Consider the following 25,481-nt stretch of genomic DNA (forward strand, 5'->3'; position numbering starts at 1 on the left):
GGCTTCCTGGTGGGATCAGGGGGTGGTGGTGGGCACACGCAGCTCCACCTGCAGCTCGCCGAAGTAAGTGCCGGCCTGCTGGGTGGAAATGGGGACGCGGGGAATATCGAAGGTGATCGGCGTGGGCACGCAGAACACCGGCTGCCTCATGCCCGGCAGGATCACCAGCCGCAGCTGGGCGCTGTCGATGCCGTGAAGCTGCTGCTCCACGCCGTTGGGCATCCGCACCGTCGCGCCGCTATGGGCGAGGCTGACGCTGTAGTCCAGGCGCCGCGTGTCGTCGGTACCGCCGTCGGTGTGCCAGAGCGAGTAGCCGCTGGGACCGGGGGGATGCCCGCCACGATCGCGGACCGTCACGCCGAGATACTGCGCCTGTGAACCGAGGCCGTCGTACAGGCACATCTCCAGCACCGTGCGTCCACCCACGGTCTGCCCGATGGGATCATAGGCAGCGTTGAGCTGTACCAGCGGGCTAACGTTGTGAAATGCGGGGAAGTAGATCGAGACGGCGTTTCGATCAGTGATGGTGAAGTCGAAGTTAAAGCGATAGGTCGCGACTGAACCCCCATCAGGTTCGTCATGCAAGGTCATCACTAAAACGGCGTCCCAGTGACCAGCCACCAGCCGAGAAAGCTCGTTCTCCGGCAAGACCAAACCAACGCGTGTTCCAACTGTGGGGTCGCCCCCGCAGGCATCTCCCACTGCTATCCAAGGCGGACGAATGGGTGAAAGCCAGTACGTTCCGCATACACGCGTATCCATCGCGCGATTAATCCACCCGCGCACGCTTATGTTCGTGGTCATGCCCGAGCGCCGTTCCCGCGCTTGAACGGAGATGAGCCCTGCGCCGTCGCCAATGGCGGATATCCCGCTTGTAGGGCACGCACCCGTGGCGGAGTCGCTGGACGACGCGCATGTGAGATGAAGTTGTCCGTACTTCAGTGACCTATCCACGCTGTAACCGAGAACGAATTCCGGAAGCCAGATCGACATGTCCCCAGGCATCGCCGAGCGATCCCACGTCATTACGATGTTCTGCGTGGCACTCACCGGGTGGGTTTCCGGCGGCCGCTGCCCCCACGCCTTCGGCATCACCAACAGCGACGCCAGCACCAGCATCACGGCCCACACGCCACGCCGGTTCATGGCGTACCTCCAGTGGCGGCGGTCTGCGGCACGGCGGCGATCAGCGCCTGTTCCTGAAGCAGGCGGGTGACCCGGGCCTGCTGGCGGATATCGGCGGGCAGCTGGGCGACGTTCAACGGCGCGCACTCCACCTGGCCCACCAGCATCACGACATTGCGGCGCTCGCGAACCTCCAGCGGGCACTGCAGCAGGGTGTCGTCCTGCAGCAGGTACAGCGTGCGTTCGCGGCGCGGGAAATCGGCGACGAAGCCACCGTTGGCGCCGGTACCGGGCACCGGCGCGTTGAGGATGCGGGCGCCGCGCAGTGGCGCGCCGGCGATGTCGCGGGCGCTGCCGATGAAGGTGTAGGTCACCTCGATCGGTACCGGCATCTGCACCAGCCGGCCGGGAGAGAGGAACAACGGCCGTGCGCCGCCGACGCCGGTCACGCGGATGGCGGCATCGCTGGTCAGCGCGCTGGCATCCTGCACTTCGGCGCGGTGGGTCTGGTAGGCCGGCAGCGGCAGCAGGCGGCGTTCGCCCAGCGCCAGGCGCTGCCGGCGCAATCCGCCCACCTGCAGCTCGGCGGCCACGCCGGTCAGTTCCAGGTCGTCGGTGTCATCCACCTGTACGGCCAGGCCGGCGTCGGCGCCCAGGCCGCCGCCCCAGTAGAAGCCGCGGCGGCCCAGCGCCAGCCCGGAGCTGTGCGTGGCGCTGTAGGCCATCTCATTGCCACCGCGCTGCTGGTAGTGCGCCAGGGTGGCGCCGGTGTGGCCGATGCTGTTCTGCAGTTGGGCACTGAGCGCGGCACTGTAGCGGTCGTTGTTGTTGCCGCGCAGGTCCAGCGAGGCCTCGCGGTACTGCGTATCCATTTCCTGGCGGACAGTCTGGCCGGCGCTGTAGTTGACGTCCGGCCGCAGGTGCTGCGGCTGGCGGAAGTCGATGCCATAGCGGCGTTGTGAACTGCCGCGGTCGCCGCGTTGCAGGCGGGTCAGGCTGACGTTGAGGTAGATGCCGCGGTCGCGGCCGTCGCGCAGGCTGCTGCGCGTGTCCTGCTGCCACAGGCCGAGCCGGGTGGAGACACTGAACGCCTGCCAGCGCTGCACGCGGCTGTAGCTGGCCTGCCAGGTGCGGCTGAGCTGCGGCTCGCGCGTGTAGCGCTGCTGCCACGGGGGCAGCAGCGGGTCGAGCCCGGCCATTGGATCCTCGATGTCGCCCGGCAGCAGCGAGCCACGGCTCCAGGTCTGGCGGCGGGTATAGGCCATGTAGGCGCTGCCACCGGCAACCGGCAGCGCGACCGAGGCGCTCAGCGAATCGGCGCAGCCCAGGCGGTCGCGCGCATCATCCTCGAACACACAGGCCTTGCCGCGTACCCGCTGCTGGTAGAGATTCCACGAGGCGTGGCGGCGATAGGAGAGCTGGTGCTGCTGGCCGCTGCTGCCGTCGCTGCCCTGCAGGCCACTGAAGGTGGCACGGATGTCCTGGGTGGCGAAGGCATGGCGCAGGTCCACACGCAGTTCGCCATAGCTGAAGCCGCCGAGGTCGGCGACGCCGGCGGTGACCGCCGTGGTGCGGCCGAGTGGCACGCGCAGGCCGGCCATGGCGGCCATCTCGCCGTCGAAGCGGTCGCTGCGGCGCTCGTTGCGGCGGCCGCCCTGCAGGAACCACTGCACGCTGCTGTTGGTCCAGTCGCCGCCCTTGTCGAACGGGGCGTCCTCGCTGCGCACCAGCTGGCCATCTTCGTAGATGCGCAGGGTGACGGTGTAGTTGCCGAACGGGAACCGGCGGGTGTCGAGCTCGTTGATGCCAGCCTGCAGGTAGAAGGTCTGCAGCAGGCGCTCGCCATCGAAGGCGTCCACCCGCGCATCGCGCGCCAGCAGCACGGTCAGTGGCAGCGCCTGCACGGCGGCATCGGCATCCACGTAGGCCTGGGTGGTGCCCACGCGCAGGCCGGCGAAGCGATCCATCGGCAGCATGCTGAAACTGAAGGTCCCGCCCTGCGGGCTGGACAGGTTGCGGCGGTCCATGCGCCCGGCCTGCAGATAATGCTGCTGGCCCAGGTCATGGCGGTAATAGGCGTTGTCGAACTGGAAATCATCGTGGCGGCGGCCACCGCGGTACTGCTGGCTGTTGAAGTTCCAGTCCACGGCAAGGTGGCCACGTTGCAGCACGCCCAGCGCACCCGCGCCTTGGGCGGTCAGTGCCTGGTAGCCGCGGCCACCGCTGAAATTGAGGGTCTGCTGGTGCAGGAACGCGTTCTCGGCGTTGCTGCTGACCTGATGGAAGCGCTCGGCAGCCGGCTCGGCCGCGATCCACTGGCGGGCGACGAACAGGCGCACCGCGCCCTCGCCTTCGTCATAGAGGGCACGCACGGTGTTGGGGTCCTCGGGGGGATCGAGATAGCCACAGCCGGCACTGCCCCCGCCATAGCGGCAGGCGAGATGGCTGTTGCGCGGCAACGGCTGCGACAGCGCGGGCAGCAACGCCGCCTGCGCCTCGGGGGAAAGATCCAGCGCCTGCAGCACGCGCGAGGGGTCTTCCAGCTGCACGTGTTCCAGGGTCACGCGCACCGGCGAAAGCCCGGCCGAGCGACCGAACAGGCGCACATCGAGTTGTTCGATCTGGCCTTCAACCAGATCCTCGAAGCCGGGCGGAACGCCGCGTGCCGCGACCAGGGGTATGGCCAACGACAAGGCGAGCGCGACCGCCAGCCGAGTGACGGCCGGTACAGGAACTTTCATGGGTGTCATGCCTGAGGCGGCCGGCCCGTTGCCGGGCCGGCGCGGAGTGTTACGGCGAAGCGGTCTTCTGCTTCATGGCGATGCTGACGATGCCCTCGTAGGTACCGGCGACGGTCAGCGGGGCCTTGGTAGCCTGGGCGATATCCAGGTCCATGATGAACGAAGCGCCCGGCAGTGCACCGTCGAAGATCTCCGAGGCCAGGAAGTCCTTGGGCGCCACGGTCAACGGTGTCTTGTTGAGGCTGACGGTCAACGGGACCGCGGGTGCAGTACCGGTTTTGATGACGAGCATCGGGTCGTGCATCACATTGACTTCGATGTCCTTCGTCTCGTCGTTGGTGAACACACGAACGCGCTCTCTGACAGCGGCCAAGCCATCACCCGGGATGTGGACCATTTCCATCGAGTCAGGCAGCGGGCTGCCGTCAGCCTTCAGCAGGGCCAGCGACAGGTCGACGTTGGTGTAGACCATGATGTGGGATTCGGCAGCGTTGGCCGACAGCGAGACGGTGGCCAGCGCGGCGGCCAGGGACAGCTTCCTGAGCAGAGTCATTGCGTTCTTTCCTTGCGTAATGAGTAGTGAGACTGACCGCAGGCAAGAGAAGCCGAATGTCGGCGCCTGCGGACAGGACGCAACGATAGAGATGCAAGCTGCGTTGCACCATGCAACAACTTGACAAAAATGAAATGCGTGCAGCATCTGACGATCGAATGGAAAAATGGGTGCAATCGCACGCGCCGATCGCCCGCAGATCGACGGTGTCGCCGGCTCTCATCAGCGGCATTCCGGATGCACAGCTGCTCCCACAACGGCGGCTCAGTGCCCGCCGGGAGACAATCCAATGGACTTTGCGTAGTCGAGCAGCTCATAGTCCGAGCGCAGGCCCAGCCGACGCATCGCCGCGCCTTTCTGGCGGCTGATGGTGCTGATCGTTCGCCGGTGCACATCGGCGATTTCCTTGACACTCAGGCCGTGCGCGAGCAGCCGGATGACTTCGCTCTCGCGCGAGCTGAGCCCGGTGCGGTTGCGGCCGGAGCGCAAGCGCTGGGCGAGATCACCGGAGAAATAGGTACGGCCGCCGAGGACGCAGTCCACTGCGGCCAGCAGGTCGGACAGGCCGCCGGTTTTCTCCAGGATGCCCTCCACGCCCAGCCGGACCACCGCTCGAAGCACCTGCAGGTTGGCGAAGGAGGTGACGACGATCAAGCGCACATGGCCGTAATCACGGCGGATGCTTTCCAGCATGCGTACGCCATCGGGGCGACCACCCCACGGCATGGACAGGTCGGTGATGACCAGGTCGCACGTCTTTTCCGCCAGCAGGGCTTCGAGTTGCTCGGGATCCGCTGCTTCGCCGATGACCCGTACCCCGGGGTGCCGGGCGAGCAGGCACTGGAGGCCCACGCGTACCACTGGATGATCGTCCGCAATCAGTATGTTTTTCATGCAAGAGCCCGTGAAGTGAAGTTACACGCGCACGGCGCATGGCCTCGCCACACTGGGCGATGACGAATGCGTTCTGAAACTCTCGCTCAACGGCCTGCCGGCAGGAACGCGGCAGGCCGTTGTGATTGTTTCGGGTGAACCTTAGGCGAAGCGCTGCACCCCAAACTATGAATCAAGTTGCATAAACGTGAATCTGCGGCGTAGTTCCTTTCCAGCCGCCCGTCAACCGCGCAGCGTTGCGCCGCCGTCGACATAAAGATCGCTCATCGCGATATGGCCGGCCTGGTCGGAGAGAAGAAACATGACCGCGTACACAATGTCATCCGGGCGGGCGATTTTCTGTAGGGGAATGCCTACCTTGTATGTCTCCAAACTCCCTTCAATCACGCGCTGCTCGCCCTCGGGTCCGGCCCACATCGCGGTCTGCATCGGGGTCAGCGTTGAGCCGGGCGCCACGATGTTGCAGCGGATGCCGAGCGGCGCCAGTTCCAGGCCGAGGCAACGGGTGAACATGGTCGCGGCCGCTTTGGATGCCGCATAGGCCGCCATCCCGTGCCGGGGTACGCCCGCGGCATTGGAGCTGACCGTGACGATGGCGCCTTTCCGCCGCGGCGACATCACCCGTGCGACGGCACGCGAAACGTGGAACACGCCATCGGTGTTGACCGCGAAGACGCGGCGCCATTGCGCGTCATCCGTCTCCACCACCGTGCCGGTCTGCAGGACACCAGCCACGTTGATGGCAAAGCCGATCGCGCCGATCCTGGCCTCGATCCAGGTAACCAGTGCCTCCACCGCAACCGGATCACTCACGTCGAGCGCGCAGGCATGGATGCGCGGCTGCCCTGCCCGCGCGGTGAACACGGGGGCCTCAAGATCCGTGGCGATCACGGTGCAGCCGCTGTCGTGAAGGTGCTCGGCCAGTGCCGCGCCGATCCCGCCGCCCGCGCCGGTGACCAAGGCGATGGTGCCGTCGAATCCAGTGAGTTTCATGCGGGTGTCCTGATCGTTTCAGAGCGCTGAAGCTGCGCATCGAGCCACGGCGCGATCTGCGCCACGGCATCGCGGCCGGTGAGTTCAGCGTGCAGGAAAGGAAGTTCGACCGCTTCGACGCTGGCGGAATGCGCCTGCCACAGGGCCGATTGCAGCTGCGGGCGGTCGAGGTGGTCGCGGCCGGCACGGACGTGCAGCAGCGGACCGTCGTAACGTGTGTGGTGATGGGCGCGGATCAGCCGGTTGGTGCCGGTGACCGCACGCACCACGCCATCGAGGACCACATCGGGGAGGTTGCCCAGCGCGCTGTCGCCCCGGCGCAGGAACGCCAGGATCCGCTCACGGCTGTCCAGCTCGGGATGCGCCTCCGGGTCATGGCCGGCGATGGCCAGCAGGGCGCGCAGCGCGGCGATCGGATCCGGCTCGGGTTCGGCACGCCAGCACTCGCTGGGATAGGCATCCAGCAGCGCCAGTACGCCGACCTCGTGGCCGAGCGCGCGCAGGTGCACCGCCATCGCCTGGGCAAGAATGCCGCCGACCGACCAGCCAAGCAGATGCACCGGGCCGGGCCGGCCCAGCGCGAGGATGCGCTCGGCGTAGCTGGCCGCCAGTGCCTCGATACTGGCCGGCAGTGGCTGGGCAGGATCGAGCACGGGCGACTGCAGGCCCTGGACTTCGCGGGCCGGGGCGAGCGCCCGGGCCAGGTCACGATAATTCCAGGCGATACCACCGGCCGGGTGGATCACGAACAGCGGCGCCAGCGCCGGGTCCCCAGCGGCCAGCTGGATCATCGGCGCCAGCCCGTGATCGGTGGCCGCTGGCGGTGCGTCGATACGGGCGGCCAGCGCCGCAACCGTGGGGGCGGCGAACACCGCGCCGAGGCCGAGATCACAGTGCCAGCGCTGCTGGATCGCCAGCAGCAGGTGCACGGCGCTGAGCGAGTCACCGCCCAGGGCGAAAAAGTCGGCGTCGGCACCAACCGTGCTGCGCAGCCCCAGGGTCTCGGCGAACAGCTGCGCCAGCGCCTGTTCGGTGCCGGTGCGCGGCGCCACACCGTCGAACACGCGCTGCGCCGGCGCCGGCAGCGCGGCACGATCCAGCTTGCCATTGGCGGTGACCGGCCAGTGCTTCAGTGCAACGAATGCGCTGGGCACCATGTAATCCGGCAGGCGGGTGGCCAGGTGGGCGCGCAGCTCATCCGCCTGCGGGCTGCCCGCATTGAGGTAGGCCACCAGCCGCGGCTCGCCGGGGCGATCTTCGCGCAGCAGGACGTCGGCCCGGCTGACGCCGGGTGCCGTGCGCAGGGCGGCGTCGATCTCGCCAAGTTCGATGCGCAGGCCGCGCAGCTTGATCTGATGATCGTTGCGACCGAGGTATTCCACCGCCCCATCCTCACGCCAGCGTGCCACATCGCCGGTGCGATACAGCCGGTTGCCGGGTAGGAAGGGATCGGCCAGGAAGCGCTCGGCGGTGAGGTCGTCGCGGCCGAGGTAGCCGCGCGCCAGCTGCACCCCGCCCAGGTACAGATCCCCTGCGACACCGGGTGGCAGCGGCTGCATCCGCGCATCAAGTACGTACAGCTGCGTATTCCAGACCGGGAAACCGATCGGCACGGGCTGGGAGGCGTCGCTGCGGTTGGCCGGCCACCAGCTCACATCCACGGCGGCTTCGGTCGGCCCATACAGATTGTGCAGTTCGGCCTGGACCGTGGCATGGAAGCGGTCGCGCAAGGCGGCATCCAGCGCTTCGCCACTGGTGAAGACCCGGCGCAGTTGCAGCCCACGGGCCGCTGGCGCAGCCAGGAACGCGGCCAGCATTGACGGCACGAAATGCAGCGTGGTGATCGAGTGCTCGCGGATCAACGCGGCCAGGGCGAGCGGATCGCGGTGCGCCTCGGGCGGTGCGACCACCAGGGTGGCGCCGCTGATCAAGGGCAGGAAGAACTCCCAGACCGAGACATCGAAGGTGGCCGGGGTTTTCTGCAGGATACGATCGTCCGGCTGGACACCGTAATGCGTGCGCATCCATTCCAGGCGATTGACGATGGCGCGGTGCTCGATCAGTACGCCCTTGGGCTCACCCGTGGAGCCGGAGGTGTAGATGACGTAGGCGGCATCGTCCGGCTGCGGCACGGTGCCGAGCGGGCCGTCACTGGCGTGCGGCCACTGCGTCGGCGGGAGCACGGTCATTCCGGGGAACCGGTGGCGGTCCTGCTCCAGCGCCAGTACGCAGACCGGCCCGGCCTGGCGCAGGATCCGCGCCAGGCGCTCATCGGGGTGGGCCAGGTCCACCGGCAGGTAAGCGCCGCCCGCGCGCAGCACGGCGACCAGCGCGATGACCAGTTCAAGCGAGCGCGGCAGTGCCACGACCACCCTCGCCTCGCGGCCGGTGCCCTGTGCCTGCAGGTGCAGCGCCAGCGCCCGGCTGCGTTGCTCCAGCTCGGCGAACGTCAGCTGCTGCGCGCCGTAGACCACGGCCACGGCGTCGGGCGTGCGCGCCATGCGAGCGGTGATCAGCGCGGCGAGGCTGACCTCGGGCACCGGATGTGCGGTGGCGTTGACCTCGTAGAGATAGCGCTGGGCCTCCTCCGGCGTACACAACGGCACCGAGGCGATGGGGCCACCGGCAGCCTGCACGTCCAGTGCGGCCGACACGAAATGCAGCAGGCGTGCGGCGTGGGCCCGCACCTGCGCGGGCGTATACAGCGCCGGGTTGGCCTCGATCTCCAGATCGAGCACGGCGGCGCCGTCCCCCCGAAAGCCCAGCGTCACGTCGTCAACCGGGCCGGTGGACAGAATCTCCAGCGTCGCGTGCACGCCGTCCAGCTGCAGCGGCCGATAGAATGGCTGCACATTGACCAGCGGGCCATGCAGGCGACGCTGGCCACCGATCAAGCCGAGATCGCGACGCAGTTGTTCACCGCGGTAACGTCCATGGCGACGGCCGCGCATCAGCCGCAGGGCGACGTCGCGTACGAAGGTGTCCACGCTGCCCTCGCCGGCCTTGAGCCGCAGGGGCAGTACATTCATCACCATCGCCGGGACGCGGGCCGAGACGCTGCCCAGGCGGCCCATGAACGGGACGCCGATCACCGCCTCGGTTTCGCCACTGATGCGGCGGCAGTACTCGGCGCCAAGCGCGGTGAGCAGATCCGGCCAGGGCTGGCCGATGGCGGCGGCTGCGGTGTGCAGGCGCGCCCGCAGTGTCGGACCGATGGGCTCCACGTGGCGCAGTGCATCCGCCGCCGCGGCCCCGAGGCCAGCCTGCAGACCCGCGGCCGCCGGTGCATCGGCCATGAGCTCACGCCAGTACGCGGCGTCGCGCGTGCGGCGCTCGCTGTCACGATACTGCGCGTCTTCATCGAGCACCGGCGCCAGCGGCGCCAGCGCGCCCTGTGCGGCGTTGCCTGCGTACAGCGCGCAGACCCGCTCGGTGAGCAGGCCCATGCCGTAGCCATCGGTCGCCAGGTGATGCACGCGCAGGTACCAGACGCTGCGGCCCTTGCCGAGCAGGAACAGGCGCTGCTGGCTGAGCCGGTCGCGGGCGGGATCGACCGGGCTGAGCCGGTCGCGCTGCATCGCCTCGCGGGCGGCGGCGGCCGGGTCCGGGTGGCCGGACAGATCCACCACCTGCAGCGCGGGCGTGTGCTGCCGGTCCACCCACTGTTCGGGCAGGCCCTGTGCGTTTTCGACGATACGCAATGCCAGCGCGTCGGATTCATGCGCGGCCTGATCCGCAGCGCGCACGAATGCAGCCACGTCCAGTCCGCCCTCGATCCACACCGCATGGGCGGTATTGAAGGCGGGATTGTCCGGCGCCAGGCGCTGGGCGTACCACAACCCGGCCTGGGCCTCGCTCAGCCCGCGAACGAGGCGCGCGTCCGGACCCGGCACCGCGACTGCGTTCATGCGCCAGCCGCGGCCTGGGCCTGCAGGCGCTGCACCACCGTCCACCAGCCGCCCAGCGTGGCGTGCTCGGCCAGGTGGCTGAACTCCAGCGGGATACCGGTGTTGCCCCAGGCCAGTACCAGCCCCAGTACCCGCATCGAATCGAGCCCCAGGTCCATCAGGTTCTCATCGTTGCCGATGTCCTCGGGCGCTTCGCCGATCATCTCGGCGACATCGGCGCGCATGCGCTCCAGGGTGAGTGCGGTCATGCGAGCGTCTCCAGCAGGTGATCGGTGGTCATCGGGATGCCGCAGGTACGGGCGATCCAATGCAGGGCCAGGTCGTGGTCGGCGCGCGAGAAATCGGCGACGGCATCGGCAGCGATGAAGCTCTCGATGTCGCGCTGGAAGCCTTCGGCCACGGTGGCGGTGCAGCCGATGTGCGCATAGACACCGGTGACCAGCAACTGGTCGCGGCCACGGGCGCGCATCATCGTTTCCAGGTTGCTGCGCTGGAAGGCGCTGTAGCGGTGCTTGACCAGCACATGGTCGCCCGGCAGCGGTGCCACGGCTTCGATGATGGCTTCATGCTCGTCGGTTGCGGACATGCCCGGGCCCCACAGATCCGCCTGCAGGCCGCGATCGCGGCGGTCCTGGTGGCCGCGCTGGGCGGTATAGAACACCGGGATGCCACGCGCACGGCAGTGCGCGAGCAGGCGCGCGATGTTGGCCACGGCCGGCGCCAGCGGTGCGGCATCCGGCGCGAACGCGGCCAGGAAGTACCGCTGCATGTCATGTACCAGCAGCGCCAGGCGCTCGCTCTGCGGCTGCCAGGCGCCGCGCGGGGTGGGCAGCTCGGCCTGGGTCGGCAGGGGGTAGGGTTGGATCGTCGGCAGCGCCATCAGCGCGTTTCTCCTGTCTGTTGCATGAAACGTTCGCGCAGCTGGGCACGCAGCTCGCGGCGGCTGATCTTGCCGACCGCCGTGGTGCCGAAGGCATCGACGAACACGATCTGGTCCGGCACCTTGAACGCGGCCAGGCCGCGGCTGCGCACCCAGGCCTTGAGGCTGGCGGCCTTGGTCGGTTCACCCTGGGCAATGATGAAGGCGCAGCTGCGCTCGCCCAGGTAGGCGTCGGGAATCGAGACCACGGCCGCATCGAACACGCTGGGGTGCGCCAGCAGATGGTCTTCGATTTCTTCGGCGGAAATCTTCTCGCCGGCCCGGTTGATGTGATCGCTGGCCCTGCCCTGCACGACCAGATAACCGCCGGGCAGGCGCTGCACCATGTCGCCGGTACGGTAGAAACCGTCCTCGGTGAAGGCGCGCGCATTGGCGGCCGGGTCATTGTGGTAGCAGCGGATGGTGTACGGGCCACGGGTGAGCAGATGCCCGGTCTCACCTTCTGCGACGGGATGCCCGTGGTCGTCGACGACCAGCACCTCGTCGTCTTCGCTGATCGGGCGGCCCTGCGTGGAGACGATGATCTCTTCGCTGTCGTGCAGGCGGGTGTAGTTGACCAGCCCCTCGGCCATGCCGAACACCTGCTGCAGCGTGCAGCCCAGCCCGGCGATCACGCGGCGTGCCGCTTCCGGCACCAGCTTGGCGCCACCGACCTGCACTACCTGCAGGCTGGACAGATCCTGTGTGGTCGTCGCGGCCGCCTGCGCCCACAGCAGGGCCAGTGGCGGCACCAGGCCGACGCAGGTGACCCGTTCGCGTGCGATCAGGGCGAACGCAGTTTCCGGGCCGGCACCCGGGCTGAGCACCACCCGGCCACCGGCATACAGCGTGCCGAAGAAGCCGGGCGAGCTCATCGGGAAATTGTGCGCGGCAGGCAGCGCGACCAGATAGACGCTGTCCTGGGTGATGCCGCAGATCGCATTGCTGGCGCGGAATGAATACAGGTAGTCGTCATGCGTGCGCGGTATCAACTTGGACAGGCCGGTGCTGCCGCCGGAGATCTGCAGGAACGCCACGGACTGCGGGTCCGGGTCCGGTGGCAGCTGCTCAAGATCGCCTGCCAGAGCCTCCAGCGCGGTGAACCCGCCGCCCTCGCCCACGATGATGACGTGCTGCACTGCCGGCACCTGCGCCTGGAGATCGCGCGCCAGCGTGCGGTAGTCGAAACCGTCGTAGCTCGCTGCAGCGACATAGGCACTGGCCTCGGCCTTGCGGGCGAAATGCGCGACTTCGGTGATGCGGTGCGCAGGCAATGCGTAGACCGGAATCAGCCCGGCACGGAACAACCCGCACACCACGGTGATGAACTCGGGCACGTTGCCAAGCTGGACCACGACCCGGTCGCCCGGGGCCAGGCCCTGCGCGAGCAGGCCGGCGCCGATGCGGCCGGCTTCCTGCCACAGCTGGGCATATGTCAGGCGGGCATCACCCCCGACCACCGCGATATCCCCGGCAAAGCGTTCGGCACGCTCGCGCAGGAAGCCTGGGAAGGTCTCGCCACGCCAATGGCCGGCGGCACGATAGCGCGCGACCAGGGCCGGCGGCCAGACCTGGCGCAACGGCACCCGGGAGGAAGAGAAGGATGCGTTCATGGACAACTCCCGCACATCAGAATGGACGAACGTCATGGACGCCGAGCGCGGTCAGCAGGGCCATGAACTTGGCAGCCGTTTCGGCCACTTCGAGATCGGGTTGCGAGCCCGCGACGATGCCGGCACCGGCATACAGGCGCACCTGCGTGCCCTGCACGCGCGCGCAGCGGATCGCCACGTACCAGTCGCCATCGCCCTGGGCATCGGTCCAGCCGACAGCGCCGGCATAGAAACCGCGCGCCACCGGCTCAGCCTGGCGGATCAGCGCCAGTGCGGGGTGGCGTGGTGTCCCGCACACCGCCGGCGTGGGATGCAGCAGTGCCACCAGCGCGGCCGAGGAAACCGATGCGTCCTTGAGGGTGCCGTGGATGCGCGTGCCCAGGTGCCACATGGTGGCGGTGGCATGCAGCGTGGGCTGGGGCTGCGCCTCGACGCGATGGCACAGGGGCGTCAGCGCTTCAACGATGGCCTCGACCACGTGGCGGTGCTCTTCATGGTCCTTGGCCGAGGCCAGCAGCGCCTCGGCGGCGCGGGCATCTTCGGCAGGATCGGCCGAACGACGTGCCGAGCCCGCCAGCGGATGCGACAGCACGCGCTCGCCACGTTTGGAGACCAGCAGCTCGGGAGTAGCGCCGACCAGCCAGGCAGGACCGGGGCCGCCTTCTGAAGGCACCGGCACCACGTAAGTGGCTACGCTCGGATCCCTGCCCAGCCGCGCGGCCAGCACCCGCGGGTGCAGTGGCTGCGCGGTGGTGACCCGCAGGCTGCGGGCCAGCACGACCTTTTCCAGCGCACTATCGGCGCGCTGCAGTTCCGTGACGGCGGTGGCGACCGCGCCTGCATAGGCCTGCGCAGGCGGTTCAGCCAGCACGTCACCGACCACTGTGGGGGTTTCAACGCGGACCACCGCGGGTTGGCCGGACACGTGATCCGGCTGGTACAGCGCATCGGCCTGCTCGGGATCGAACGGCACCGCGCCGACCAGCAGCCGCGGGCCGGAGCGCGGTGCGGCGAAGAAGGCGTCTACACGTTCGGCCAACGAGGCGGTGGGGCCCGACGGCAAACGCGCACGCACGCCCTGCGCTTCGAGTGCCTGCTGCGGGCTGCGCAACAGGAAGTACGGGGTGTCGGCCATGTCGATGGTGGGCGCGTGGGTCAGCTCGTCCGCTGCCTGGTTGATCAGCATCTCGTTCATGCGGCACCCCGCTGGCGGTGCATCGCGGCAGAGACCGCCAGGACCAGCAGCACCGCGCCGACCAGCAGATACGGCGCGCTGGGCGACCACCTGTACAGCAGTGTGCCGATCATCGGCCCGACCACCATGCCCATGCCCTGCACCGAGGCCACGGTGCCGGCGGCGGCGCCCTGCTCGTGCGCCTCCACCGAATCGGCGGCCAGCGCCTGGAAATTGGGGAACACGAAGCCCATCCCGAACGCCGCGACCGCATAGCTGGCCAGCAGCTGCCACGGCACGCTGACCAGCGCGACCGACGCAAAGCCGAGACCGGAGATCAGCGCGCCGACCACGATCCAGCGCGTGGGGCGGATGTCCTTGAGCTTCATCACCAGGCCCTGGGCGAAGATCAGGCCGACGCCGACCGCGGTCAGCGCCAGCCCGGCCATGCGTGCGCCATCTGCCGGCGACAATTGAAGGCGGTCGATGGCGAAGAAGCCGACCGCGACCTGGGCGATGGTCACCGAGATCATCGCGGCGAACACGGCCAGCAACGGCAGCCGCAGGCGTGCATCGCCCAGCCCCAGCGTTGGCTTGGGGCCGCTGTGCGTCGGGGCGATCGGCGGTGTGTTCGGCAGGCGCCACCAGATCATCAACAACGACAGCAGCGGCAACAGCGCGGCCACATACAGCGTGAGGGAGAGGTTCTTGTAGGCGATCCAGCCGGCGGCGGCAGGACCCAGCACCATGCCCAGCGCATTGGCGGTGCCGAGCTTGGCCATCACGCTGCCGCGCTGCCCCGGCGCAGCCTGGTCGGCAACGATGGCTGCGGCGGTCGGTGGCACGGCGGCGTAGAACAGACCGACCAGGGCGCGCGTGCCGACCAGCACCAGCACCGAAACCCAGATGGCCGGCGGTGAAGTCAGCGCCACGTCCACGAAGACCGCCAGCCCCAGATAGATCACTGCGTAGGCGGCCAGTGCGATCAACAGCACGCGCTTGCGGCCGATGCGATCGCTGAGCGCCCCCCAACGGCGGGCGGCGAGCATCCACAACACGCCGGCCGCGGTGACCGACAGCCCGGCGTGCCATTCGGCCAGGCCCAACACCCGCACCACCGGGCCGATCACGGACACGAACGCCATCATTGCCATGGTGCCGAGCAGCGCGGCGGAAACGAGGGCGGGCAAACCGGATACGACAGGACGTGCAGACATTGAACACCACAGCCAATAAGAAGTTGAACCACGCGGTGCGCCGAGGCGCGCGCGGTTCTGCCATCCGGTTGCGAATGCATCACCGCCCTGTGATCCATCAAATGATAACGGCTCGCATTTGCGTTTGATAGTGCAGTCTGTACGGGATGTTCATGTCGCCGGGCCCGCCGCCCCCTGCGACAAAAAAGCACTACATCTACGGTTGACGATCCACCACGACCCCACTATGTTGTGTCCATCGGCTCCCCGCTTCCGCCAGGCCCGGTGCACCGTCACGACGCCGCGTCGCAGTAGAACGCCCCGTCGTATCCCCTGACCGGCGCCTGGAAGCAAGGCCCGTTGCCACCGATGTGAGCCTGCGGCGACGTATTCCTGCACACGCAGGGCCTGCCCACCAATCACGCCTTCTGTCCGGCTGCCGCACGGCTCTGCCGCGCCGCCTGCTGGGCACTGCGCCATGCATGGAGAACGCATGAACACCGACGACACCGTCGCCTCGACCGCCACCCCACCCACCGACACCGCCCTGGATGCCGCCACCGGCGGTGAAACACTGTGGATCACCAAGGAGGGCGGCAACCGACGCATGCCCTTCGACCAGGCGCGGCTGGAACGCACGGTGCACAGCGTGCATGCCGAGTTCCCGCAGCTGGAGGTGGCCGACTATCTGCGCAGCGTGCTCGGGCAGATCGCCCGGCGGCAGCAGCTCAGCGCCGATGAGATGGTGGACCTGCTGATCCGCGAGGCCGAATCACGCATCGACCTGACCGCGCCGGACTGGGAGCACTTCGCCGCCCGCCTCTACCTGCGGCGGCTGTACAAGCGCGCCAGCAAGAACCGCTTCTACGATGCCACGCTGAAGTACGGCTCGTACGTGGGGCTGCAGGAAAGCCTGGCCGACCGCAACGTCTACTCGATCGACATCCTCAAGGCGTATTCCAAGGATGAACTGGAGGAAGCCGGGCAGATGATCGAGCCCGAGCGCGACACGCTGTTCGCCTACAACGGGCTGTACCTGCTGGCGACCCGTTACCTGGCCACCGATCACTCGCGTGCGGTGTACGAGCTGCCGCAGGAACGCTGGCTGACCATCGCGCTGTACCTGATGCAGCACGAACACGAGCATGGCGAACGCTCGCGGCGCCGGCGCATGCTGCTGGTGCGCGAGGCCTACTGGGCGCTGTCCAACCTGTACATGACGGTCGCGACGCCAACCCTGGCCAATGCCGGCAAGGTTGGCGGCCAGCTGTCCTCGTGCTTCATCGACACGGTGGACGACAGCCTGCAGGGCATCTACGACTCCAACACCGACGTGGCACGCGTCTCCAAGCACGGCGGTGGGGTGGGTGCATACCTGGGCTATGTGCGCTCGGCGGGCTCATCGATCCGGGGCGTGGCCAATTCCTCCGGCGGCGTGGTGCCGTGGATCAAGCAGCTCAACAACACTGCGGTGAGCGTGGACCAGCTCGGCCAGCGCAAGGGCGCGATCGCGGTGTACCTGGATGTCTGGCATCGCGATATCGAGGCCTTCCTCGATCTGCGCCTGAACAACGGCGACCAGCGCCTGCGCGCGCACGACGTGTTCACCTCGGTGTGCCTGCCCGACCTGTTCATGGAAGCGGTGGAGCGCCGTGGCGACTGGTACCTGTTCGATCCGTACGAGGTGAAGCGGATCAAGGGCTGGTACCTGCAGGATTTCCACGATGAGCAGCGCGGCCAGGGCAGCTTCCGCGAGAAGTACGAGGAGGTCGTGGCCGACGAACGGATCAGCCGGCGCACGATCAAGGCCATCGACCTGTTCAAGCGGATCATGGTGAGCCAGCTGGAGACCGGCAATCCCTTCATGTTCTACCGGGACGAAGTGAACCGGAAGAACCCGAACAAGCATGCCGGCAGCATCTACTCCAGCAATCTGTGCACCGAGATCCTGCAGAACATGAGCCCCACCCGCATGATCCAGGAGATGATCAGCGGCGACCAGATCGTGACGACCAGACAGGCCGGCGATTTCGTGGTGTGCAACCTGTCCTCGATCAACCTGGGCCGTGCGGTCACGGCCGCACCGGACCTGCTGACCAGCGACGTGCTCGAGCGCCTCGTGCCGATCCAGGTGCGGATGCTGGACAACGTGATCGACCTCAACCAGCTGCCGGTGCCGCAGGCGACCATCACCAACCGCAAGTACCGCGCGATCGGGCTGGGTACCTTCGGCTGGCACCACCTGCTGGCCCTGCAGCAGATCGAGTGGAACTCGCCCCAGGCCGAGGACTACGCGGACAGCCTGTACGAGCGCATCAACTACCTCACCATCCAGGCCAGCATGACCCTGGCCAAGGAAAAGGGACGCTACAGCGCGTTCGTCGGCAGCGAGTGGCAGAACGGCGAGTACTTCCGCGCCCGTGGCTATGACAACCCGGCCTGGCGCGAACTGGCCGCGCAGGTCGGCGTCAACGGCCTGCGCAATGGCTGGCTGATGGCGGTGGCCCCGAACATGAGCACCGCCCAGATCGCCGGCTCCACGGCCTCGATCGACCCGGTGTACGGCGCGTTCTACTACGAGGAAAAGAAGGACTTCCGCCGCCCGGTGGCTGCGCCGGACCTGTCGCTGGAGACCTATCCGTACTACGAGAAAGGCGCCTACCGGGTTGACCAGTTCGCCAGCATCCGCCAGAACGCCCGCCGCCAGCGCCACGTGGACCAGTCGATCAGCTTCAACCTGTACGTGCCCAGCACCATCCGCGCCAGCACCCTGCTCGCGCTGCACATGAGTGCCTGGCGCGAAGGCCTGAAGACGACCTACTACGTGCGCTCCAACGATATCGACATCGCCGAATGCGAATGGTGCGGGTAGACGCATCGCATTCGCGCTGACGCTCCCATGGTTCGCTGTGCAAACCATGGGCCCCGCATTACAACCACCCAGACCCCCGCCGCTTCGCGGCCGCCCCCTGACTCAGGGGGCTCTGCTCCAGGACACACCCTCATGGCCATCCCCCTCGAACGCATCAAGATCCTCGAACCGCGCCACCCCAACCGCTCCACCGGCATCATCAACGGCCGCACCAGTGGCATCCTCAACTGGAACGACATCCCCTACCCGTCGTTCTACCGGGCGTACAAGGAGCTATCGACCAACTTCTGGATTCCCGACGAAGTCGACATGAAGGGTGACGCGCGCCAGTACGGTGAGCTCAATGCCCGCGAGAAGAACGCCTACGACTCGATCATCGGCCTGCTGGCCACGCTGGACTCGCCGCAGACGCGCTTCATCTACAACGTCGCCGAGTACATCACCGACCCGGCCGCGCACGCCAACGCGGCGATCATCGGCCAGCAGGAAGTGATCCACAACGAAAGCTACAGCTACGTACTGGCCTCGATCGCCGGCCTGGCCGACCAGAACCGGGTGTTCGAGATCGCACGCACGCACCCGACCATCCTGGCCCGCAATGCACCGATCATGCAGTCCTACGATGACTTCATGCGCGAGAAGACCGCCGAGACGCTGATACGCGCGTTGATCCAGTCCTCGATCCTGGAAGGCATCAACTTCTACTCGGGCTTCGCGTTCTTCTACAACCTGGTCCGCCAGAACCGCATGACCGGCACCGGCAAGATCATCAGCTTCATCAACCGCGACGAGCTGGCCCACACCAAGTTCATCAGCGAACTGATCCGCGCCATCATCGGTGAGAACCCCGCGCTGCAGGGCGAGCAGCTGACCGCCTACGTACACGAAGCGTTCGAGCACGCCATCCAGCTGGAGACGCGTTGGACCGGGGAAGTGCTCGACGGCATCGACGGCATCGACGTGGACGAGATGATCCGCTACGTGAAGTACCGCGCCAACAAGATGGCCGGCATGCTCGGGATCGAGAAGCTGTACAGCGAGACCAACGTCAACGTGATGCCGTGGATCAAGGCCTACGCCGACAACTTCACCGAAACCAAGACCGACTTCTTCGAGATGCGCAACGCCAGCTACAAGAAGACCAATTCGGACAACGGTTTCGACGATCTGTAAGGACGCATGCCGATGCATATCCTGCTGGCCTTCGCCTCGCTGAGCGGCAATACCCGCGAGGTCGCCATGCTGGTCCGGGCCCGATGCGAAGCGCTGGGCCACCGCGTGGACTGGCTCGACGTCGATGCCGGCGACATCGCCCGGGCCTTGCCCGCCGATCCCCCCGCCCTGTGCCTGCTTGGCTCATGGACCGACAACGCCGGGCGCACCCCGGCGGAAATGAAGGACTGCGTGGCCGCGCTGCGGGACCGTTTCGGGTTGCCCCTGCCCTTCCCGGCCGCGGTGTTCGGCACCGGCGAGACCCAATGGGGCGACGAGTACTACTGCGGCGCCGCGCACCGCCTGGCGCGCTTCTTCCACTCCCCGTCCCCCGTGCTGGAGATCGAGCAGATGCCGCACGGCGCCGCCGACACCCACGCCATCCACCACTGGACCGACGCCGTGTTGGCCACTACCGAGACACCCACGACATGCTGACCCTGCACGCTCGGACTGCTGAGGATTACCACGCCGCCCTGCGCGAACACCCTGCGCTGCTGGTGGATTTCCACAAGGACGATTGCCCCGGGTGCCGGATGCTGGAGATGTCGTTGGCCAGTGTCTCCGGCGCCATCGCGGACGCCGGGATGACGGTGTTGAAGGTGAAGCTGGAAACCGTCGGTGAGGGCTTGTTCCGCGAGTTGGGGTTGCGCCAGACACCGACGCTGTTGGTGGTGCGCGACGGTCACGAAACCGCCCGACTGGCGGGGTTCCAGACGCCGAAGCAGATCCTGGCGGTGTTGGGCGCGGGGTGACGCCCTGGACGGTAGGCCCGCGATTTCGCGGGCTTACCGTGGGGGCTTCAACGCAGCGGCGCGGACAACAGCCCCCGGCGCTTGAACCACCATTCCAGCGGCAGCGTGACCAGCGGCGGCACCGCCGCGGCCAGTGCCAGCAGTGCGGCCCACCACGGCCAACGCAAGCGGATTGCAGCCAGGACCGACACCACGACGTAGACCATGAAGGCGACGCCGTGCACCGGTCCAAACACCTTGACGCCGTCCGGCGTTGGATCCGCTGCGTGGTACTTGAAATACATGCCGATCAACAGGCCGGCCCACGTCAGGGCTTCTACGAAGGCCACCGTGGCGAAGACGCGGCCCATCGGGCTGAGTGGCGAAGCAGTCTTCAAGGCAGGCTCGAGCGTGGCGGAAGGACCCGCATCATAGCCATTGACGGCGCTTGATGCGAACCATTCTCACTCGAGCAACCGAGAGCGTCACGACCCACGGTCGTGACCGGCCCTCGATCCACTGCTAGCAATGACAACCGCGCATGCCACACGATGGCGGCCTCGACCGCCCGCGATCTCAGACGAACATGCCGCCCGACGCTTCCACCCGCTGCGCGTTGATCCACGCCGTCTGCGGCGACAGCAGCGCTACCGCCACCGGACCGATGTCGTCGGGCTTGCCCGGGCGGCCCATCGCGGTGACCGAGGACACCATCGCATTGACCTGCGCGTCGTCGCGCACGCGGCCGCCACCGAAGTCGGTTTCGATCGCGCCGGGGGCGAGCGTGTTGGCACTGATGCCGCGGGCGCCCAGTTCCTTGGCCAGGTAACGGGTAAACACTTCGATGCCGCCCTTCATCATCGCGTAGGCCGAGCTGCCCGGCAGCGAGAAGCGTGCCAGCCCGCTGGAGACGTTGAGGATGCGGCCGCCATCGGCAAGCAGCGGCAACACCGCCTGGGTCAGGAAGTACGGTCCCTTCAGATGGACCGCGACCAGGGCGTCGAACTGATCGACCGTGGTGTCGGCGATCATCGCGTGCAGGCCTTCGCCGGCGTTGTTGAGCAGGCCCTGCAGCTGGGTCTCGCCCCAGCCATCAAGCACGCTGCGGACCTGGCTGGCGAAGGCATCGAAACCGGCGCTGTCGGCCATGTCGGGGACGATAGAGAATTCGGAAAAAATCGTACGCTAAGCTTCGCGAGTTCTTGTAACCAATTCATTGTTTTTTCAATGGATGAAAGAAAATGGCGAAAGCTATTTGACAAACAAATCGGGATCTTATAACTTACCTACCAAGTAGTCGGTAGATGAAATAAAGCCATGAAACTCAATTCAGATCTTTCGCAGCGTGTTGTCGTCGAGCCTTCAAGCTTACAGTGGGTCGATTCGCCAGCGACCGGGATTCAACGCCAGTTACTGGAGCGTGATGGCGACGAAGTGGCGCGTGCCACCTCGATCGTGCGATACGCGCCGGGCTCCGCTTTTGAAAATCATAAGCACGACTTGGGCGAGGAGATTCTGGTCCTGGACGGCGAATTCAGCGACGAATCCGGGACCTTCGGGCCTGGGACTTACATCAAGAATCCACCAGGTTCTTCGCATGCACCGAGCTCCGCGACGGGTTGCACGTTGTTCGTCAAGCTGCGCCATCTTGATCTAGCCGACAGCCAACGCACCGTGGTCGACACCCGTAACGGCCCCTGGTTTCCAGGCCTCGTGCCGGGTCTGTCGGTGATGCCACTTTCTGAGTTCGACACACAACATACGGCTTTGGTGCGCTGGGCCCCGGGGACACGATTCAATTCGCATCGTCACTACGGCGGTGAAGAAATCTATGTGTTGGAAGGCGTCTTTGAGGATGAGTTCGGAAGCTACCCTACCGGCACATGGATGCGCAGTCCGCATTTGAGTGCTCACCGTCCCTTCAGCAATACAGGCTGCACCATCCTGGTCAAGACAGGCCACCTGCCAGTCGCCGAATCAAATGAGGCGCTTGCATGAAGCATTTCTCCGAAATCTCGCCGACCGCCGAGCGGGTGGTCGATGCCGCTGAAGGGTTGGTACAGCAGCACGGCTACAACGGCTTCTCATACGACGACGTGGCCCAGTTGGTAGGCATCAAAAAACCAAGTATCCACCACCACTTTCCCAAGAAGGGTGAACTCGTGGCCGTGGTCGCACAGCGCTATACGCACCGGTTTCGTGAGGAGTTGCTGAGCATCGAAGGGCAGCATGCGAAAGCGCCTGACAGGCTAACTGCGTATGCGGCACTTTTCGAACGCACCTTCGCCAAGGACCGGCGCCTTTGTGTCTGCGGCATGTTGGGTGCCGAGTCGGACTCGCTGCCGGACGCCGTTGTGAGCGAGGTCGAGCGATTCTTTAAAGTCAATCTCGACTGGTTGACTCTTGTCGTTGCCGATGGTCAGCGTGCCGCGCTGATCACCTCGAATTCCACCCCAGAGGCTCTCGCAGAGGCATTCTTGTGCGCGTTGGAAGGCTCGATGATGGTGGGCCGTGGCATGCGGTCGTCACGCGGACCGGCCGAAGTTGGAAACACTTTTCTTTCCACCGTGTTGACCTGAGGTCGGCACTTTTTTTGCAACACAACCCTACCATTTAGTTGGTAGTTAAGGAGATTATTATGAGTACTGAATTTAATGGCAAGAAGTTGTTGGTCATCGGCGGCACTAGCGGGATGGGACTGCAAACTGCCCGCATGGTTCTTGAGCAAGGCGGAAGCGTCGTCATCGTCGGTCACCGTGAAGACAAGGCCGAAGAGGCCCGCAAGGCGCTGTCGTCGTTGGGCACCGTGACCGCCCTGACTGCCGATCTCTCGCGAGCCGAAGATGTGAAGCGACTCCTGCATACCATCGATGAACACCACAAGGACATCAATCTTCTGGTCAACGCGGCTGGGGTGTTCTTCCCGAAGGCGTTTCTTGAGCACACGGAAAGTGATTACGAACAATATTTGACGTTGAATAAAGCGTTCTTCTTCATCACACAAAAAGTCGTGGCCAATCTCGTGGCCAGCGAGCGTCCCGGCGCCATTGTGAACATCGGCTCGATGTGGGGCAAGCAGGCGATTGCGGCTACGCCGTCGTCCGCGTATTCGATGGCAAAAGCAGGTTTGCATTCGCTGACCCAGCACCTTGCGATGGAGCTGGCATCCAAACAAATCAGGGTCAATGCCGTTTCTCCGGCGGTTGTCGAAACGCCGATTTACGAGGGATTCATACCCAAGGCCGAGGTTCATGGCGCCTTACAGGGATTCAACAGCTTCCACCCAATCGGCAGGGTTGGGACGCCACAAGACGTCGCCGAGGTCATCCTCTTCCTGTTGTCGGACAAGGCAGCATGGGTGACGGGCGCAATCTGGGACGTTGACGGCGGCGTGATGGCCGGGCGTAACACATAATGGGGGAACGAGAAATGAACACAAACATTAAAGGAACTCCCGGCAACGGGATCAACGTCGGCGCATTGCGTGAGTTTGCAGATCAGGTCGCAGCAAAGCCCGCCGCAGGCATCGCGACGTTCGGCGTCGTGACAACCTGGGAGGGTGGCACCCGGACGCGTGCGCGAACCATGCCGCTCGTACTAGGTGACACGGCCTTGGCGCGCGGCTTTGTCATCGACGCGGACGAACCGGCAGAATTGCTCGGTACCGACACGGCCGCTAATCCACAAGAATTGATCCTGGCTGCGTTGAACGCATGCATGACTGCAACCTACGCGGCAAATGCGGCGGCAATGAACATCGAGTTGCAATCGCTGACTATCCGCACGAAGGGAAGCCTCGATCTGAGAGGTTTTCTTGGAATCGATCCTGGGATCAATCCAGGGTACGACCAGGTCGAGTATGAGGTCGAAATGGAGTCGTCGGCGGATTCGGCGGCGCTGAAAGCATTGCACGCGCAGGTGCAGCGAACATCGCCGAATTACCACAACTTCGCGAGAGCCATTGATCTCAAGGCCAAGCTGACCATTCTCCAATGATCGAGTCAGTGTTTCCCGTGGTTGGCTGACGGGAGGCCAAACCAGATGCGCTATGACGGAAGGTTCAACCTTCCGTCATCACGTTCTCTGGAATACGCAGTGTCAATTTGAGGTATACCCTAACTGGATGTCAGGCAGAACCGCGCAGCTCCGTCAGAATAGAGTCTTCTGTCGTTTTCAGAAGACGACCGCACCATCTGACTGGATGTAACGCCTGGTGTGCATACGGCTCCTGACAGCCCAATATCAGGAGTCGTCTGCACCAATCTCGACTATGCTCAATACTCGTGTGCACCAAAGCGAGGTTTGGGCATGACATCAGACACTCCACCGATTGCCGCGCAAGGCGTGGCCACCCTGCCCGACGAGGCATGGGCGCAAGCCCGGCACCGGACGGAAATCATCGGGCCACTGGCAGCGCTTGAGGTGGTCGGGCATGAAGCCGCCGATGAGGCAGCCCAAGCGCTGGGCCTGTCCCGGCGACAGGTATATGTCCTGATCCGTCGCGCCCGGCAGGGTACTGGCCTGGTAACAGACCTGACGCCCGGCCGATCCGGCGGCGGCAAAGGCAAGGGGCGCTTGCCGGAACCGGTCGAGCGCATCATCCGCGAGCTGCTGCAAAAGCGCTTCCTGACCAAGCAGAAACGCAGCCTGGCGGCGTTCCACCGCGAAGTCGCGCAGGCGTGCAAAACCCAGAAGCTGCCGGTGCCGGCGCGCAACACCGTGGCCCAGCGGATTGCCGGACTACACCCGGCGAAAATAGCCCGCAGCCGGGGCGGGCAGGACGCTGCCCGTCCCTTGCAAGGCGCGGGTGGCATTCCGCCAGAAGTCACCATGCCGCTGGAACAGGTGCAGATCGACCACACCGTCATCGACCTGATCGTGGTCGACGAGCGCGACCGGCAACCGATTGGCCGCCCATATTTGACCCTCGCCATCGACGTGTTCACGCGCTGCGTACTCGGCATGGTGGTCACGCTGGAAGCGCCGTCCGCCGTCTCGGTCGGCCTATGCCTCGCGCATGCCGCCTGCGACAAGCGGCCCTGGCTGGAAGGGCTGAATGTGGAAATGGACTGGCCGATGAGCGGCAAGCCCAGGCTGCTCTATCTGGACAACGCGGCCGAGTTCAAAAGCGAAGCGCTGCGCCGTGGCTGCGAACAGCATGGCATCCGGCTGGACTATCGCCCACCAGGCCAGCCGCACTACGGCGGCATCGTGGAACGGATCATCGGCACGGCGATGCAGATGATCCACGACGAATTACCGGGGACGACCTTCTCCAATCCCGGCCAGCGCGGCGAGTACGATTCCGAGAAGATGGCCACCCTGACGCTGCGCGAGCTGGAGCGCTGGCTCGCGTTGGCGGTAGGCACCTATCACGGCTCCGTGCACAACGGCCTGCTCCAGCCGCCGGCCGCGCGCTGGGCCGAGGCCGTGGAGCGCGTTGGCGTCCCGGCCGTCGTTACCCGCCCCACCGCGTTTTTGGTCGATTTCCGGCTCTGTTGCAAAAATCGTGAAGCTTGAGCATGCTTGGCGGAGATTGGACGGACG

Annotated in this window: 19 protein-coding genes and 3 pseudogenes; 9 read left to right on the top strand and 13 right to left on the bottom strand. The window is 66.0% G+C overall.

Translation table 11 applies throughout. The features are described 5' to 3' along the window. Positions 1–15 precede the first annotated feature (15 nt). The 11 genes from OC373_RS00200 to OC373_RS00250 all read right to left on the bottom strand — a co-directional run bounded on the left by OC373_RS00200 (position 16) and on the right by OC373_RS00250 (position 15,137). On the bottom strand, positions 16–1,146 hold the full coding sequence (locus OC373_RS00200; protein WP_261996719.1) for a CfaE/CblD family pilus tip adhesin: 1,131 nt from the start codon (positions 1,144–1,146) through the stop codon (positions 16–18). Next, positions 1,143–3,866, bottom strand: a complete 2,724-nt coding sequence (locus OC373_RS00205) for a TcfC E-set like domain-containing protein (protein WP_261996720.1) — start codon at positions 3,864–3,866, stop codon at positions 1,143–1,145. Before OC373_RS00205 ends, OC373_RS00200 begins: the two co-directional genes overlap by 4 nt. A gap of 49 nt (positions 3,867–3,915) precedes the next feature. Continuing rightward, positions 3,916–4,419, bottom strand: a complete 504-nt coding sequence (locus tag OC373_RS00210; RefSeq protein WP_261996721.1) for a fimbrial protein — start codon at positions 4,417–4,419, stop codon at positions 3,916–3,918. A 264-nt stretch (positions 4,420–4,683) separates the two neighbouring features. Next, the gene (locus OC373_RS00215; protein WP_261996722.1) at positions 4,684–5,313 is read right to left on the bottom strand and encodes a response regulator transcription factor; all 630 of its coding nucleotides are present in this window, start codon (positions 5,311–5,313) and stop codon (positions 4,684–4,686) included. Between the two features lie 222 nt (positions 5,314–5,535). Further along, positions 5,536–6,306, bottom strand: coding sequence for a 2,3-dihydro-2,3-dihydroxybenzoate dehydrogenase (locus tag OC373_RS00220; protein ID WP_261996723.1), 771 nt, complete (start codon positions 6,304–6,306; stop codon positions 5,536–5,538). After that, complete coding sequence (locus OC373_RS00225; RefSeq protein WP_261996724.1) at positions 6,303–10,214, bottom strand: amino acid adenylation domain-containing protein; 3,912 nt, start codon at positions 10,212–10,214, stop codon at positions 6,303–6,305. Before OC373_RS00225 ends, OC373_RS00220 begins: the two co-directional genes overlap by 4 nt. Next, positions 10,211–10,462 carry a phosphopantetheine-binding protein gene (locus OC373_RS00230; RefSeq protein ID WP_070425225.1) on the bottom strand — a complete coding sequence of 84 codons (252 nt, stop codon included), beginning with the start codon at positions 10,460–10,462 and terminating at the stop codon, positions 10,211–10,213. The genes OC373_RS00225 and OC373_RS00230 overlap by 4 nt, the downstream gene beginning before the upstream one ends. After that, positions 10,459–11,094, bottom strand: coding sequence for an isochorismatase family protein (locus tag OC373_RS00235; protein ID WP_070425226.1), 636 nt, complete (start codon positions 11,092–11,094; stop codon positions 10,459–10,461). Before OC373_RS00235 ends, OC373_RS00230 begins: the two co-directional genes overlap by 4 nt. After that, on the bottom strand, positions 11,094–12,746 hold the full coding sequence (locus tag OC373_RS00240) for an AMP-binding protein (protein WP_261996725.1): 1,653 nt from the start codon (positions 12,744–12,746) through the stop codon (positions 11,094–11,096). The genes OC373_RS00235 and OC373_RS00240 overlap by 1 nt, the downstream gene beginning before the upstream one ends. 16 nt (positions 12,747–12,762) lie before the next feature. Beyond that, complete coding sequence (locus tag OC373_RS00245) at positions 12,763–13,941, bottom strand: isochorismate synthase (RefSeq protein ID WP_261996726.1); 1,179 nt, start codon at positions 13,939–13,941, stop codon at positions 12,763–12,765. After that, the gene (locus OC373_RS00250) at positions 13,938–15,137 is read right to left on the bottom strand and encodes an MFS transporter (protein ID WP_261996727.1); all 1,200 of its coding nucleotides are present in this window, start codon (positions 15,135–15,137) and stop codon (positions 13,938–13,940) included. The genes OC373_RS00245 and OC373_RS00250 overlap by 4 nt, the downstream gene beginning before the upstream one ends. A gap of 550 nt (positions 15,138–15,687) precedes the next feature. On the opposite strand from OC373_RS00250, the pseudogene OC373_RS00255 reads away from it, so the two are divergent. The 4 genes and pseudogenes from OC373_RS00255 to OC373_RS00270 form a co-directional block, all read left to right on the top strand. Further along, positions 15,688–17,988, top strand: a pseudogene (locus tag OC373_RS00255) (ribonucleoside-diphosphate reductase subunit alpha); the annotation flags it as partial. Positions 17,989–18,120: 132 nt separating this feature from the next. Next, entirely contained in the window at positions 18,121–19,161 is a 1,041-nt protein-coding gene (locus tag OC373_RS00260; RefSeq protein ID WP_070425230.1) for a ribonucleotide-diphosphate reductase subunit beta, read from the top strand. Positions 19,162–19,173: 12 nt separating this feature from the next. Further along, the gene (locus OC373_RS00265; protein ID WP_261996729.1) at positions 19,174–19,638 is read left to right on the top strand and encodes a flavodoxin; all 465 of its coding nucleotides are present in this window, start codon (positions 19,174–19,176) and stop codon (positions 19,636–19,638) included. Further along, on the top strand, positions 19,632–19,955 hold the full coding sequence (locus OC373_RS00270; RefSeq protein ID WP_019184611.1) for a thioredoxin family protein: 324 nt from the start codon (positions 19,632–19,634) through the stop codon (positions 19,953–19,955). The genes OC373_RS00265 and OC373_RS00270 overlap by 7 nt, the downstream gene beginning before the upstream one ends. 47 nt (positions 19,956–20,002) lie before the next feature. Here the strand turns inward: OC373_RS00270 and OC373_RS00275 are convergent, their stop codons facing one another. Next, the gene (locus OC373_RS00275) at positions 20,003–20,332 is read right to left on the bottom strand and encodes a DUF3817 domain-containing protein (protein WP_261996730.1); all 330 of its coding nucleotides are present in this window, start codon (positions 20,330–20,332) and stop codon (positions 20,003–20,005) included. A gap of 178 nt (positions 20,333–20,510) precedes the next feature. Beyond that, positions 20,511–21,098 (bottom strand): annotated as a pseudogene (locus tag OC373_RS00280) (SDR family oxidoreductase); the annotation flags it as partial. Positions 21,099–21,251: 153 nt separating this feature from the next. Here OC373_RS00280 and OC373_RS00285 point away from each other — a divergent pair. The 5 genes and pseudogenes from OC373_RS00285 to OC373_RS00305 all read left to right on the top strand — a co-directional run. Then, on the top strand, positions 21,252–21,932 hold the full coding sequence (locus OC373_RS00285; protein ID WP_004574802.1) for a cupin domain-containing protein: 681 nt from the start codon (positions 21,252–21,254) through the stop codon (positions 21,930–21,932). Next, positions 21,929–22,513 carry a TetR/AcrR family transcriptional regulator gene (locus OC373_RS00290; RefSeq protein WP_004574803.1) on the top strand — a complete coding sequence of 195 codons (585 nt, stop codon included), beginning with the start codon at positions 21,929–21,931 and terminating at the stop codon, positions 22,511–22,513. The genes OC373_RS00285 and OC373_RS00290 overlap by 4 nt, the downstream gene beginning before the upstream one ends. 59 nt (positions 22,514–22,572) lie before the next feature. Next, positions 22,573–23,349, top strand: a complete 777-nt coding sequence (locus OC373_RS00295) for an SDR family oxidoreductase (RefSeq protein ID WP_004574804.1) — start codon at positions 22,573–22,575, stop codon at positions 23,347–23,349. A gap of 14 nt (positions 23,350–23,363) precedes the next feature. Continuing rightward, positions 23,364–23,930, top strand: coding sequence for an OsmC family protein (locus OC373_RS00300; protein ID WP_004574805.1), 567 nt, complete (start codon positions 23,364–23,366; stop codon positions 23,928–23,930). A gap of 312 nt (positions 23,931–24,242) precedes the next feature. Continuing rightward, positions 24,243–25,424 (top strand): annotated as a pseudogene (locus OC373_RS00305) (DDE-type integrase/transposase/recombinase); the annotation flags it as partial. Positions 25,425–25,481 lie beyond the last annotated feature (57 nt).

This window comes from Stenotrophomonas sp. Ste96, from assembly GCF_024519495.1.
Lineage (GTDB): Bacteria > Pseudomonadota > Gammaproteobacteria > Xanthomonadales > Xanthomonadaceae > Stenotrophomonas > Stenotrophomonas bentonitica_A.